General features: G+C 37.0%; 11 protein-coding genes. All 11 read right to left on the reverse strand.

Going from position 1 to position 15,731, the window contains the following annotated elements; all coding sequences use genetic code 11:
- Positions 1-23 precede the first annotated feature (23 nt).
- On the reverse strand, positions 24-1,805 hold the full coding sequence (locus QUG14_RS09405; protein ID WP_289340255.1) for an ABC transporter ATP-binding protein: 1,782 nt from the start codon (positions 1,803-1,805) through the stop codon (positions 24-26).
- Positions 1,806-1,810: 5 nt separating this feature from the next.
- Positions 1,811-3,556 carry an ABC transporter ATP-binding protein gene (locus tag QUG14_RS09410; RefSeq protein ID WP_289340256.1) on the reverse strand — a complete coding sequence of 582 codons (1,746 nt, stop codon included), beginning with the start codon at positions 3,554-3,556 and terminating at the stop codon, positions 1,811-1,813.
- A 119-nt stretch (positions 3,557-3,675) separates the two neighbouring features.
- Positions 3,676-4,299, reverse strand: a complete 624-nt coding sequence (locus tag QUG14_RS09415) for a YesL family protein (RefSeq protein ID WP_289340257.1) — start codon at positions 4,297-4,299, stop codon at positions 3,676-3,678.
- A gap of 44 nt (positions 4,300-4,343) precedes the next feature.
- Positions 4,344-5,051 carry a DUF1961 family protein gene (locus QUG14_RS09420; RefSeq protein ID WP_289340258.1) on the reverse strand — a complete coding sequence of 236 codons (708 nt, stop codon included), beginning with the start codon at positions 5,049-5,051 and terminating at the stop codon, positions 4,344-4,346.
- A gap of 111 nt (positions 5,052-5,162) precedes the next feature.
- Positions 5,163-7,514, reverse strand: coding sequence for an AraC family transcriptional regulator (locus QUG14_RS09425; RefSeq protein ID WP_289340259.1), 2,352 nt, complete (start codon positions 7,512-7,514; stop codon positions 5,163-5,165).
- A gap of 229 nt (positions 7,515-7,743) precedes the next feature.
- Positions 7,744-8,628, reverse strand: coding sequence for a carbohydrate ABC transporter permease (locus QUG14_RS09430; RefSeq protein WP_289344115.1), 885 nt, complete (start codon positions 8,626-8,628; stop codon positions 7,744-7,746).
- Between the two features lie 33 nt (positions 8,629-8,661).
- Positions 8,662-9,654 carry an ABC transporter permease gene (locus tag QUG14_RS09435; RefSeq protein WP_289340260.1) on the reverse strand — a complete coding sequence of 331 codons (993 nt, stop codon included), beginning with the start codon at positions 9,652-9,654 and terminating at the stop codon, positions 8,662-8,664.
- A 78-nt stretch (positions 9,655-9,732) separates the two neighbouring features.
- Positions 9,733-11,262 (reverse strand): extracellular solute-binding protein, encoded by a 1,530-nt coding sequence (locus QUG14_RS09440; protein ID WP_289340261.1) that lies wholly within the window; start codon positions 11,260-11,262, stop codon positions 9,733-9,735.
- 167 nt (positions 11,263-11,429) lie between these two features.
- Entirely contained in the window at positions 11,430-14,024 is a 2,595-nt protein-coding gene (locus QUG14_RS09445) for an exo-rhamnogalacturonan lyase family protein (protein ID WP_289340262.1), read from the reverse strand.
- Between the two features lie 12 nt (positions 14,025-14,036).
- Entirely contained in the window at positions 14,037-15,233 is a 1,197-nt protein-coding gene (locus QUG14_RS09450; RefSeq protein WP_289340263.1) for an oligogalacturonate lyase family protein, read from the reverse strand.
- A 182-nt stretch (positions 15,234-15,415) separates the two neighbouring features.
- Positions 15,416-15,730 (reverse strand): L-rhamnose mutarotase, encoded by a 315-nt coding sequence (rhaM, locus tag QUG14_RS09455; protein WP_289340264.1) that lies wholly within the window; start codon positions 15,728-15,730, stop codon positions 15,416-15,418.
- Between the last annotated feature and the right edge of the window lies 1 nt (position 15,731).

The raw sequence follows: 15,731 nt of genomic DNA on the forward strand, positions 1-15,731 counted from the left end.
CGAATAGTGAGGGCTTCTTCGTGCTATCCAACATCAAGGGATGCGAAATGGGATAAACACAATTTCCAATACTTTCCTCTCAATCTAATTAACTCTTCATGTGTTCCTTCCTCTATGATTCTACCTTTTTCAATGAATAAGATTCGTGTCGCATTTTGAATGGTAGAAAGGCGGTGAGCGATAATAAAAGAAGTTCTCCCTGCAAGCAGAATTTCGAGTGCCTTTTGTAAAGCAAGTTCTGTCTCGGTATCAATGGAAGAAGTTGCCTCATCTAAAATAAGGATTTTAGGATCTGCCAATAATGCCCTTGCAAAGGAAATGAGTTGTCTTTGCCCATTCGAAAGCATTGTTCCTCTTTCATTCACTTCGGTTAAATATCCTTTCTCTAACTGAACAATAAAATGGTGTGCTTGAACTGCTTTTGCGGCTTCCTTGACTTCCTCGTCTGTTGCATCCAGTCTTCCATAGCGGATATTATCCATTATGGTCCCAGAAAAAATAAAAGGGTCCTGCAGCATGATACCCATTTGCTTTCTTAGTGAGTTTAGTGAAACAGACTTTATGTTGATATCGTCAATTTTTATTTCACCGCTATTAACATCATAAAAACGACTAATTAAACTAACAATCGTTGTTTTTCCTGATCCTGTTGGACCCACAAGCGCGATGGTTTCACCTGGATTTACTTTGATATTCACTTGGTCCAAGTTCTTTCCATTGCTTTCATATCCAAAAACAACGTTTTCAAAATCAACCTTCCCTTTAATAAATGGAAGTTCTTTTGCATTGTCTTCACTGATAATGGTCGGTTTTTCGTCCATCATTTCAAAGATACGTTCTAAATAAGCCATTGCATTAATAATGGCATTGTAGAAGTTTCCAATATTCGCCAACGGCATCCAAAACATCCAGATATAACCAATAAACGCAATCATTGCACCGACCGTTACGCCTTGGCCTATCATTGATATACCTATTACATAAATAAAAGAAACGGTTAAGACAGAGATATTTTCAATCGCTGGCCAGAGCAGGAATTGAATTTTAACAGCCTTGATCCATGAACCCCGGTATCCATTCGAAACATCATGGAATATTCTTCTATTTTCTTGTTCACGAACAAAGGCTTGAGTTACTTTCATTCCATTGATGCTTTCATGTACATATGCATTCATATTGGATACTTTATTGCTTAAATTTTGCCAAGCCTTTCGCTGTGCATTTTTTATTAAGAAGATAATGCCTGCGAGGATAGGAAAACCAGCCATCGCAAACAAAGTCAGCTTCACGTCGATTGCAAGCATAAAGCCTATAATAACTGAAAGGCTGAATAAGTCTGTAATTAAGTTAATTAAACCATTTGATAACAGATCACTCAAAGAATTTACATAATTCACTACCCGAACTAATATTTTCCCATGTGGCCGGCTATCGAAAAAGGAAAATGATAGTTTTTGCAGATGTGTGAATAAATCTTTGCGGATATTTTCTATGATACTGTGACCAATTTCTGACATCATTCGTATTCTATACTTCATGCACACACCCGTGATGATTAGAGCGAATAAATAAATTCCGGAAAGTGTTGCAAGTCCGACTATATCCTTGCTTGGTATCTCCTCATCAATTGCCTGCTTAATTAAGTATGGTCCAATAAGATTTGCACTGCTTGCAATGAGCATGATTAAAACAGTCAGCAGTATTTTCTTTTTATATGGTTTAATATACAATAGTAACCTTTTCAAATGGACCAAATTAAAAGGAGTATCCAGTTCTTCATCAATATTAAATTTATTTCGTGCCATTGTTCTCACTTCCTTGCCATTAGGTGCATATCAAAATTCCCATACTGGTTTTGATAAACGTTATAATAGTATCCTCTTTGTTCCAGTAATTCTTCATGCTTTCCTCTTTCAATAATTCTTCCATTTTCCATCACTAGGATTATATCTGCCTCTTTTACTGAGGATATCCGATGCGCAATGATAAAACAGGTTTTGCTCTCTTGAATTTGCTTTAATGTATTTTGAATTTTTTCTTCTGTTTCCATATCAACACTAGATGTCGTATCATCAAGAATTAGAATGGCTAGATCTTGCATCAATGCACGTGCAAGAGCAATCCTTTGTTTCTGCCCTCCAGACAATCCAACTCCCCTTTCACCTATAATGGTGTCATACCCTTGCGGCATATGGGTAATGAAATCATGTGCCTCCGCCATTTTTGCTGCAGTCTGGACCATTTCAAGTGAAGCTTTTGGATTTCCATAGGCAATATTTCCTTCAATGGTATCGGAGAATAAAAAGATATCCTGCATCACCATCGCCATATTCGCTCTTAGTTTGTGGAGATCCCAATCCTTGACATTGACCCCCGCTACTTTAATTTCCCCACTGGTGGTGTCATAGAATCTGCTTAGCAAATTTACTAATGTAGACTTGCCGGAACCTGTGGGTCCAATAATTCCTACTGTCTGCCCTGTTCTAGCTTTGAAGCAAATATCTTCTAACACCATACCTTCTCCATAACTAAAATAAACATGTTCAAATTCCACATTACCAATACTTTCTGGCATACTGCTTTTTTCAGAGCCATTGGTAATTTGTGAGTTAGTGAGTAGAAGGTCCTCCACTTTTTCAGCAGAGGCGATAAATCTTTGAACATCATTGATCAACCATCCTGCCATCCTCATGGGGTTATTTATAGCCCATATTAAGGAATTAAACATAACCAATTCCCCAATTGTAAGGGAACCGCTAATCACCATAAATCCGCCAGCCAAAATCATGACTACTGTTAGTACACCTGCAAGTGAGTCTAGAATCGGTAAGTACTTTTCCCAAACCTTTGCGGAGTTCAGATTTCTTGCCTTAAAAGCTTTGTTTTCCACTGTAAATTTATCAATCTCGAAGTTTTCCTTTGCGAAAGCTTTTACAACACGGTTTCCCGAGATATTTTCTTGGACGACAGAGTTTAGTTTAGCGAATTGATTCCTGATTTCCGTAAAGGTTGGCTTCACATCATTTGATAAACGAACAGCAAAAAATCCAATAATCGGAGTAATCGCCAAAATGGCTAACGCTAACGGCGGATGGATAGAAACCATAAATACGATTGCAAAGAGTAAGATCATACTATTTTCAAAGATCATATAAATTGTCCATGCCGTAAAATGTCTAATGGCTTCCATGTCACCTGTCATTCTTGCCATTATGTCCCCTGTTTTTGTGCGGTCATAAAAACTAAAATCTAATTTAAGAAGTCGGTCATAGAGATTTTCTCTCATTTTAAAGATTACATTCTGTGATAATTTCTCAAACATAATTTGGTATCCATATCTCACCGAGGTTCTTATAACCGTAAAACCTATCATTAAACCAATGAATGGCCATAACGAATTCTTTTCCTGACCGTACATGACATCATCTACGATTCTTCCCGCCAAATAAGGATTTACCATATTTAGGGCAGAAACAATTAAAGCCAAAAGCAGGCCGATAAACAATCTTATTTTATAATTACGGATATAACTCCATGCCCAACGTAAACTTTGCATAAACCTCTCTCCCCTCCAAACATAAATACATACTATTTTCGTTACAGTTCAGTTATGTATAAAACAATCTATTTTTTAGAAAAGACCACCAACAAAGTGTCAGTGGTCTTGCTCGTTCCTTAAACGGCATTCTGTTGTTTCTTAATTTTTGAAAAAGCAAAAAAGGATGCCCACATGATAACGAATGATAAGATACTTGCACTAAATAATGGAATTAAACCGGGTATTGTTGTCATTAAAAGATATACCGCGAAAGTTCCAATCACCATCAATGCTGTAGAAAGCGGATTCATTAGCATGATCATGAACGCATGTTTGATTACCTGGTGAATCTTAAGGTCAAAATGGACAAACGTTGGGAAAACATAAAATATGGTTAAGATATAGCCTAAAGCAACCATAAGGGTTGGATAATACAGCAGAGTAATAAGTCCTGTCGCGCCTCTCAAAAAACTAATATCAATATATAAGATATAGGCTGAAACAATTAAAATAAGCCCTAAAAGGTTACTTTTTAAAAATTCACTTTTATACGATTCCCAAAAAGTCTTAAAGATTGGAATTTCATCTTTATCCATCAGTATTTTCCTAATAATAACAAACATAGCTGTTGTCGCAGGAAATAAACCAAATAGGATTAAACCAAGAAATGTAAACGCAATCCATAAAAGATTGATATAGGCTAATTTCATCAGCCAATCACAAAGTGAGTAAAATCCTCCGATAGCTCCCTTCATCTGCATCGTTGTCTCCCCCTATCTATGAACGTACTCATACTTCGATAACACTACTTATTGTTACCAGTTTTCAAAGTCGCTTGGTGTACGGTTAAATTTGAATAAGCAGCTTTCATAGGTGCCATCTGCCGGAAGCCTATTTTCCCGCCACCAAAAATTGGCCCAAAGCTGACTCCATCATCTTCCCATTCCAGTACCGGTAAATCATTGATTGAAAATTGTACAAGACCCTCATATTTCACGAGTTTCATATAATATGGAGGAATGGAATCACAGGCCGGAGGAAGTGGGTCTGCACCAGCTGCAACGAGGTGAAATCCATAACTTTTCCGCAAGTTACATGTACGAAAAGCTCTTTCATCCGGATGCTTATGCCTAAAATAGGATAAGTGGAGAGCATTTATGGCACCTGAATGATACTCAGGGTATTTTCCGTTACGAGCTGGCAAATCTGTGGAAAAAAGATCCTCTCCCCTTCTCCCAGCAGCTGCAAAAAATATCATACAAAGTCCTGGTTCTCGGACAGGATAAAACTCCCACTCAATGATAATCTTATCTGGAAAATCAATTGGACACCAAAAAACCCAATGAGCGTCGTCCCCATAAATATCGGGGTCTAATTCATTTTCTAAGTGTAAGCGACTATCCTTAAAGCTATGCTTAGCTGATCCTTCTAATTTCCAATCCTCAATATCAGTTATGTTTGAAAGAGGATTGTGATATAGACATTCGCCTCTTTCAAATTGTTTATATAACATTTTCTAAACACCTTCTCCTAACTAAATCTTTATAAAAAATATAAAATTAACATGACTTTCCAGCAACCATACTTTTTTGCAAAGAATAAATTTCAATAAAAAATGATGGTATTAAAAACCACTACCATCATTTTCTACCTTTATTTGACTGTCAACCTGATTCAGTTTTCGGTATTGGCTTGGCGGTATACCGATTTGTTTTTTAAATATCCGATTAAAATAACTGTGTCTATATCCTACACCTTCTGCTATGTCGTTAATTTTCATATCAGAATTTATCAGAAGTTCTTTCGCCTTTTCAATTCTTAATTGTGTTAGATAATCAATAAAGTTAATTCCGACCATTTGTTTAAAAGCCTTACTTAAAGAATAAGGGTTTGTACCTACCTCGTCTGCACAACTTTCCAAGGAAATGTCATCCGCATAACTGTCCTGTATTTTGGTGACAACTTTTTCAATTACCCGTTTTAATTCAATATTCATCCTACCCTCTAACTTCTGTATATACGGACCGATTACATCATCAGTAAACCATTTAATGATTCTTTCCGTATCCCGAATTTGAGAAAGCTCCTCATACATATTTTTCCCTTCGAACAGTTCATGAGGATGTATTCCGGAATGAAGTATTTCATGCTGAATACTACTATAAAGCTGCACAATCCCCTGATGAATATTGATTTCATTAATGCCCTTTTCCGTTAATTCTTGCAAAAATGGTCTAATTAAATTCTCAACCTCTGCAGTATGACCCATTCTTATCGCTTGAATAATTTCTTTTTCGATCGCAAATGGATAGTGGATTTGGTTGATATTCCCTGACCTTTCATGCTCCATCAGATCAATAACCTGATTACTATTTTCAAATAATCTAAACCGCTTTCCGCTACGAACTTCTTCAAATATATAAGGAATTTTTTTAAGACTATCCGTTGGTTCACTAATTGTAACAGTTACTTGCATCTGTAATATTTCATTTATCGTTTTTGTTGCTTTATCAGCAAAGAGATGTAATTCCTCCCTGAATGAATCGTTATTTAGATGGATCACCAATACGCCTACTGATAAATCCGTAAATTTTAGAATATTAAACTGATCAAACATTTCGTTTGCCAGTTCCTCCATTATGTTTGCTGCCGTAAATGTAACGAGACTCTCATCATTATTTGAGAATGATTCACCTAAACCTGTCAGTTGAATTTCAAGTGCTGTAAAAGATTTCCTTTCTAACTCCCAGCCATAATTCTCCATTCTTACCCGCAAATCTTCTTCTGTATGATGATATAAATATCCTTGGATTAATTGGAGAATAAAACTGCTTTTGATTTGAGTTACCTGCTCGACTAAACGTGACTGAAGCAGATCACTTTTTTGTGATAAATTTTTCATTTGCTGTTCAATTACTGTAAATACGTCCCGACCTTTACCTCTCCATAATCCTTCTTCCTCATGCCCTAAATTTTTTAATAGTTTATTAATAGGAGAATATATCCGATTTGACGTGAACCAAGATAATATAAATGCAAGAATAAGTGCTGTTATACTAAAAATCAATATCAACCTAGAAACGAATACCAATGGAGCAGTAATAGAAGACATCGGCGCAGCTGAAACATATGTCCAATCCGAATCTATTCTAGTAAATTGACCATAGGAGATAGAATACATTTTTTTATTATGTTTTATTTGGAAAGACCCATCAGTATTTTTGTGTTTTTCCATTTCTTTCTGTAATACATTTATAAAGGTAGAGTCCTTTGTGCTGTTTGATGAGAGTAAAATTTCGTTTTCTCCATCTAAAATGAATGTTGCCCCCTTATCATAAGGGGTTAATGTCTTTAGTAGTTGCAGTGCTTTATGCTGATCAATTGTAACAATGATGGAGCCGAATGGATCCTTGCTTGTTGCGGGAATGCTGTGAATAAATGCAAGCGTTTTCTTTTTAGATCCTGCTTCTACCGGATACTCAGCCCAGTGTAGTTTTTTACCATTACTTAAACCTTCATGGTAAAACCTTTTTGACTTATCATCTAGTACATTATATTCGCTATTAAATAAAATTGGCTTCTCGCGTTCAATATATAAATCTACTGTTTTTATAAGATTATGACTTCCCTGTAATAACAAAAGTGTTTTAGAAATATCATAGGTTTCCGTAAACTGCCTGACAAAATCGATATTCCTTAATGATTCTCCAAATCTCGGCTCAAATGCCCAATGTGATGTAGAGTATTCCAAATACTTGAACTGCTCATCAATATTTTTTGCTCTCTGCTCGATTTGACTAGTATGTAATATTCTTAATTCATCTTCCACTTTCCCAACAGCAAACAAATAAATACATAGACCAGTGATTAAGCCTGGGATACTCGCAATTAGCAAGATTAAAATAAAACTATTACGATGAAAACTACCTCTCCATTGAAGCGTTTTTAGTTTTGAACTTATGTTTTTAAATCTCACTAGTACACCTCCGCATCTGGAACTTTGCAAAAACTCGACTGTAACCAATTATGGCATATTTACATCAAAAATGAAGGCGCTTTAATAAAAATGTCTGAATTTTCACTATCAATGTCTGATTTTTTACTATTATGTCTGATTTTTGTAAACACAAAGGACCATTTGCATTGAATGAAACCTATCATCCAATGCAAATGGTCCTATTAATTACTTTAAAATACTTCTTCATTTATCCTTTAACCGAACCTAATAACATACCTTTTGCAAAGTGTTTCTGTAGGAAAGGATAAACAATTAAGATAGGTAAAGTGGCTACAACAACCACCGCAAGTTTTAATGATTGATCAGGCGGTTCCACAAAGTTCGCACTTGCAGATGCTGCATCGCCAAGTTGTGCCTGTGATAGAATAATAATTTGTTGAAGCAAAACTTGTACCGGCCACTTGGCACTGTCCGTAATGTATAACAAAGCACTGAAAAAGTCATTCCAAATGGCTACCGCATAGAACAAAGCAAAGGTAGCAAGAACTGGTTTCGAAAGCGGCAGCATAATCCGCCAAAAGATTCCAACCTCGGAACATCCATCAATCTTAGCCGCTTCTTCTAATTCAATCGGGATATTTTGAAAGAATGTTTTAACGATAATTAAGTTAAAAGGATTAATCGCAATCGGCAAAATTAACGCCCAGTAAGAATCTAATAATCCTAATGATTTTACCACGATATATCCTGGAATCATTCCTCCACTGAAGAGCATTGAGAAAACGATTAGGTTCATAAAGAAGTTACGGCCCATCAACGTTTTTCTTGATAATGGATAAGCCATTGAGAATGTAAAGAATAAGCAAACCAATGTTCCTACTAAGGTAACACCGATGGATACTAGGATACTTCGAGTAAAAGTATCTGTTGAAAAGATATATTCATAAGCTGTAAGTGTAAAAGTTTCTGGAAAGATAAAGAAACTTCTCCTTGTTAATTCTGCTTCCGTTGCAAAGGAACCAGCAATAATGTAAAGGAATGGGCATATCATAATCAATCCAATGATCCCCATAAGAATAAAATTAAATACATCAAATACTCTACCAGCAGGAGTATTATGCATTTTTGGCATCGACATTCTTTCCACCTCCTAAATCATAAAACCTTAAAAAATTCCGTCCTGCCCCATCTTTTTAGCCAATTTATTAGCACCTAAAACGAGGACTACACCTACAATTGCTTTAAATAATCCTACTGCGGTACTATAACTATAAGCCCCTTGGGTAATACCCACAAAGTAAACATACGTGTCAAAAACATCCGCTACACTTCGATTGAGGGAGTTACTCATAAGGAAGATTTGTTGGAAACCTGTATCAAGAAAATTACCAAGTCGTAAGATTAGTAGAACAACAATCGTGCTTCTTACAGCCGGAAGAGTCACGTGCCATAATCTTCTCATTCTTCCTGCCCCGTCTACTATTGCCGCTTCATATTGCTCCTTATCGACAGAAGCAAGCGCTGCTAAGAAAATAACCGTACCCCAGCCTGATTCTTTCCAAATGATTTGTCCCATAATAAGTGGACGGAACCATTCTGGAGAGGAAAGGAAGTTAATTTCTTTCCCATAAAAAAGTGAAACGATTTCGTTTACTACACCACCGCTAGTGGTAAAAAAGATGTACGTGATACTTGCGATAATTACCCATGACATAAAATGTGGGACATAAATAAAGGTTTGCACCACACTCTTATATGCTTGCAATCTTAGTTCATTTAATAGAAGAGCCAAAATGATTGGCGCAGGGAAAAAGAATACTAAGTCCAGACACGCAAGAATAAAAGTATTTTCTAGTAATCTAAAGAAATCAGGGTTTTTGAAGAAATCGATAAAATTTTCAAAACCCACCCATTTACTACCGAAAACTCCTAGAAATGGAGAGTAGTCTTGGAAGGCAATGACAATTCCCCACATGGGAAGATATTTAAAAATAATAAAATAAGCTAAGCCTGGAATTAAGAGCAGGTAGAGCCATTTATCTCTTTTTAAACGTTGGATATTGGAAATATTCGATTTTACTTCAGCCTTTGATGCTTTTTTTACAGTTTTATACCCTGGTTCCACAGTTTCGACACTCTGTGCCTTAAGGCCGTCCATAAATTCACTCCTTTCAAATTCTAGGGTCTTTTTCAAAACAGGCAGTGTATGAACACTGCCTGTTTTTACACCTAGTTATTATTTCTTTGTTTTTTTGTATAGGTCATTAATTTCTTTGATATAGTCGTCTCCGCCTGTGCTGCGCCATAATTTGATCGCATCTTTAAATCCGGCTTCGTCAATTTGTCCTACAATAAATTTGATACGTGCATCGTTGATGATATTGTCTAACTGCTGTCCTTTTTGAGCGTAAACTTCAGATAACAAGGATTCAGCTGGATTTGGAACAACAATTTTTTCATTATCTTTCAGTATTTGTGCCTCTTTTTCTCTAACAGCCGTTAATTCTGGTTGAATGAATCTACTCTCTGGAATACCCGGTACAAATTGATTTATGTCTGTAAATTCATTGATAAGTGCCTGATCATTGTTTGTAAGAAGGTTTAATTTACCATCCTTCATTTCATAATGGCGGCCTTCTACACCGTTATAGGCTAATTTTTGAGCTTCTTCCTCATTCAATTTATCTATGAACGCTAAAACTTGCTTTAACTCTTTTTCAGTTTTTACACTTGATTTTGGAATAGCTAACAATCCAGAGTAACCTGAGGTAGGAAGAGAACGAAGACCTTCTGGACCTTCAACCGCACCAAAGATGTCAATTGGCTCAGTTAATTCAGGATTAGACTTTTTGAAATCTTCATCTGCACGGCGTCCACGGTCAAGTACGTCTACTATCACACCTGCTTGGCTATTCATCAATGGATCTCCCCATTTTTGCGGGTCCATTACGGCAAAGTCTTCGTTGATTAATTTTTCATCATATAATTTTTTGAAGAACTTTAAAGCATCCATGTATTCTTCGGACATGAAATCTGGCTCAAGTTTGCCACCTTTTTCACCCCATTTATTTGGAGCGCCGAACCAAATTTGCATGATGTCAAATGGACCAGTGTATTTTGATACAACCATCCCATAAGTGTCATCTTTTCCATTGCCATCAGGATCATTTTCAGTAAAACCTTTTAATACATTATAGAATTCATCAATTGTTTTCGGAGTTTCTAGACCAAGATTTTTCAACCAGTCTGCACGAATCGTTACACCTAATCTTCCTAGCGGACGAGAACGATAAATGCCGTATATCTTTCCATCAATTGCACTATTTTGTAAGGTAATTTCGTTCGCTTTACTTAAATTCGGATAATCCTTTAAGTAAGGTCCAAGTTCCCAGAATGCACCGTCGCGGACAGCACTTACGAAACTAGGAATCTTAGAAGGAATCATCATAATTTCTGGAAGGTCACCAGATGCTAAAGTGATATTTAACTTATCTGTATAAGAACTATTTAATACCCAATTCATGGTAATATTTGTATTAGTAAACTTTTCTAATTCCTTTAAAGCGGGGCTGTCATCAGCTGGCGGATCTGGTGTATATGCTGTAGTCATAATTCTGATTTCAGGTGTTGAACTTTTTCCATCCTTACTATCTTTGCTTGCTGATTCTGAATCACTGCATGCAGCTAAAGAGAATAATAACATTGCTGAAAGAGCTGGAACTGCAACCTTTTTTCCAAATAATCTTTTCTTCATTCTTTTTTTCATTTTCTTACCCCCAATTTTCACATCTAAGTTTAGATCTTGATTCAGCTTCATCTCCATTTCCATTGGTAATGGCAACTGAAACATGTTCTACCTCAAGATAAATCGCTTTCATTTTTCTGACAATTACATTTTTTTGTACTCACAAAAACCTTGTCCTTATCACGTTTTTAGCTATTTAAACACTTTATTGTCGAATTAATACTTTCTTGAAAATCCTTATTTGATAAGTAATCACCGATTAATTCCAATGAAACGATCGTATTCAGACACCATTGTGAAGTTGTATTGGTTGTAACGCTTGGAATTTCTTTCAAGGTTCTCCATGTTTCTACTTCTTGCTCCTTAATTGGCAGGATCATTTCACTAATTTCTTCATTTAGTAACAGATTCCAAGCTTTTTCAGCGAGTTTTGCGTCTTGTTTATTTGCTGCTGCATAAGCAACCATTCCTGAAGCCAACATCGGCAGACTGAACAATTTATCGTGGAGGATTCCATTACTCCTCTTTAACTTTTCTTCATTACTTAGAACATAAAATTCACCAAATTCGGCCAGCATTTCGTCCCATTCTTCGTCACCAAGGATCTGTGCTATTTCCATCCAGGCCTGCGGTCCGCCAAAGGCAATGACCATATGGTACCCTCCTGCATTCCCATCTCCCATATGCTGCAGGGTGCTGGTTTCTGGATCATATCCAAATGTAGGTCCTGATAACAATCTGAAAGGGAGTTTTTTTAGTGTATCAATACCTGAAACTATTTTATCTCTATACACCTGATTTTCAGTTCGTTCCCACTCAGAAAGCCAATTGGAGCAAAAGGCTGCCCAGTCGGGACCAACTCTGGCATGACTACTAAACTGTTCATTTGAATAGAATTCCCGCATAGGATCCAAATGTAATAGAGCCTTATCAGCATCTCTTACTCCCCTTAACAAGTCTCTTGTTCTCTCATCTGTAGTTAAAAAATAGTAATACTTGTGAAGTCCTGCCATACTAATTCTTGCTTCTTTACAACCGCACCCCCAATGACTGACATTATGCCTTGATCCTAGTCCTGCATATTCACCAAAATGGTAACAATCCACTTCACTTGTATGCCTGGTCATTGCCTCTGCCATTATGAATACATCTTCCCTGCCTGAACGCAGGAATGTGTACCAAAGCCAAATATTTGGCACAAGTTCTGTATTTTGCCACGCAAATCCCCCTAAATCATACCTCCATTGATGTCGGACAGGATCGTATGTATGCATGACGTCGCCATAATTCCAAAATCCATACCATCTACGCTGATCAATTTCATTTTTATAGAAATTAAACGCTTCATCTAATTGTTCTTCAAGCTTTTCTTTAATGGGAGTACTTCGATCTGGCAGACTCCAAACGCCTAAAGATTTCGTTCTGTAATAATATTCAGGTTCACAAACTAACAATAAAGGTGCTTGCCACTCGTCAACCTTATTTTCTAATTGTTCATGTGTCGGAGATTCGTTATAGAAGTGCAAAAACAATTCGCTTGTGTTCGCTATCCCGACTGGATTGGCTCTCATTTCATCGAATCCCTCATAGGCACTGACAACATGAGTCTCTTTATTGTAATGGCGTAAATCCATTGCCTGGGCATCTGGTGACCAGAACCACACTTTGAGTTTTGCACTTGCTCCACTTAAATTGGTTACCTCAAGTGAAGAAGGGAACTTCTGCCAAAAGTTCTTTATCCCAACAGCTACCCCTCCTTCTGTACCGCCCACATACATTAATCCTTTTGCCCTAGTACCATGAGTAGACTCGACCCAAGCGTATTCTTCGTTCGTTCGTTTACTAATACGATAATGGTCAGAAGAATCTTGATGAATTTTGAAATCATTCCATACAGCATTCTGTCCTGCATGATCTAGGAGAGGACCATGTTGTTCTTCGGTAAGAGTAATGACTTCTCCATTTATCTGACTATCGTATAATCCGCCTGCATTTCGGTGTCTTCTTGTCAGTAAAAGCTGTGCGGGCTCAGAGTAAACCCCTTTATCACCTGAGAATCGGACATTTCGATTGAACGGTTCTCCCGTTAACGGAACCGTCAGTTCTAACCCTGCTCCCTTAATAAAGTCCTTTTCAGGGTTTCCATCATAAAAGAGTGTATGAACAACGCGAAGGGATGAAGTGTCACCATGAAAATATAACCGTAGAACAAACGGCAGCAGACAATCAGTACCGAATACATTCTGATGAATTCCTTCAATTTTAATCACACTTCTTAATGGCCCTTTTTGTTCGAGTTCAACCTTGTTTATTTCACTTTGCAGTGGTTCTTCACTGGTAATTTTCAGTCCATTTTCTTTATTGCGTGTTTCTCTTATGGCTATTAATCTTCCATCAATTCCAATGGTTTTTGCACCTTTTTTAATTGTTTTAATCAGAACGCTGCCCTGTTTGGATATGGTCACACTTATTTCCCCAGTATCAATTTCAATGCTATCACTGGTTTCTTTTACGAATAAGGTGCTGCTAATATCCAGTTTCTCGTTGCTCATATGCAAGTCGAACTTTTCTTCTTCCCCTTCCAAAACTGCTGTATGGCCAGTCCATTTGACACTCCCATCTGGCCAAAAAGCCATTGGCCAGCTTTGTAAAGGTATGTTTTGCTCACTGCCATCTTTGAGACATATTGAATCATTTTTATTTAATGTACCTTTTGCCCATGGAACACCCCATGAAATCCCCGTTTTTTCAGTTGGTTTTTTATTCAACCATTTTACTTTCATTCGCAGGTCCTCCTATTCTTTTATCAATTTTCCATCTACCAGTTTTGGCAGAGTTTCAAATTCAGGAACATCGACTAGATAAACATTCCCGTACCCATTCCGATCTGAAGTGAACAACACCTGATTCCCATCATGGCTAAAGCGAGGGTGAACATGGAGTTGCTGAATTTGAAAGCTTCCTCGATGTTTACATAAAATACGTGGCCCTTCCATTCCATTAGCGGTTTTCTTCCATAGAAATATACAATCCTGATATCTTTCACCATGGTAGGCACTAGACTGCTGTCCATCCCCAACAATTAATTCAGAATCCTTCGAGTGGATGTGCATATTTTGGTATGGAAATTCAAATTCATGGGTGTCCGAATTATCAAATTTTGTAAACCCGAGAAATTTACCATCTTTGCGTTCAAGTGATTCGGTAAATCCGTGATAGCCAATATGAAGACCATCTGCATGCCAGTATTCATGACCGGCAAATTGGTTTGGCTCTCCTTCTCTGATTTTCCAAACCTCACCAGTATCAATATTCATAGCCCAAATCCGGTGGTCCACCTTTTCCCACGGTCCTTCATGGCAGAATGTAATCAAATGAGGCTGGGTTGGTGAGGCATTCACATGTCCAATCCAGCGTTGCTCTTCATGAATGACCTTTATTTCTCCTGTTGCAAGTGTTAGCAAACATATCTGACAATACGGTCTCGCTGCTTCTGTTTCCTCAAATCCAACATATCCACCTGATAGATTGCTATGAATGGTTTTTGATAAATCTTCTGAAAGACCAAAACACAAATGTTCTCCATCAGCTGTACAACTTAGATTACTAAAATTAAAACCATCAGGCTTTGTATAAATTACTTTTTCCTCTAAAGAACCTAAATCAAGTGCGATGATACTTTTATCCAAGGTAAAGTAAGCCTCATTTTTAGCAGGATTTACATACGTACCCTGTAATCCCTTGGACACATCTTTGTCTAAGTCCGTTAATTGGGTGAATTCTCCATTCGTTAAATCCAAACTAAATAGATTTGTAGAGTTCCCACGGTCAGAACAAACTAATAATTTGGAACCGTTATCATACATGCCATCATTCGTAAAATATGTATGAAAACTATGTGCCATGTAATCTGTTAATTGAGAGATTTTTACTCCTGTAATCTGGTCATGAAATTCTTTCCATTCTGCTGGCCATTTTGTCCCTTTTCCCATTGTTGATTCCTCATTTCAAATACGTAAGTTTTTTGCTGGTAGCTGTATTCTTACCTTATAGTGGCTTATGTTTTCCATCAATAATACTTTTTTGCTGCCAGCCTTCTGCAACAATTGAATTATTTAATAAAAAAGACCATCATCTTAAACCACAGATGATGGTCTTTAATCAAGATTAGGTTCTAATCTAAATAAAATACTTGTTTTAATTCAGTTGCAACGGGACTGTTGTCCTCATTTGTCTCCATAATATCCTTCATATAGGCCCACCATTTCTGACAGATTTCTGTCTGAGCCATGCCATTCCACTTCTCTTCACTCTCAATTTCTACATAGGCGAAAAGGTTATTTGTCTTTTCATCTAAGAAAATAGAATAATGATGTGCCCCATGGTTCTTTAATTCTACTTCCATTTCAGCCCATAATTCATCATGGCGTTTTTTATATTCTTCTTGATAGCCTTCAAACACTTTCATTACCGATGCTTTTCGAATCATA

The organism is Neobacillus sp. CF12 (assembly GCF_030348765.1).
GTDB lineage: Bacteria > Bacillota > Bacilli > Bacillales > Cytobacillaceae > Neobacillus.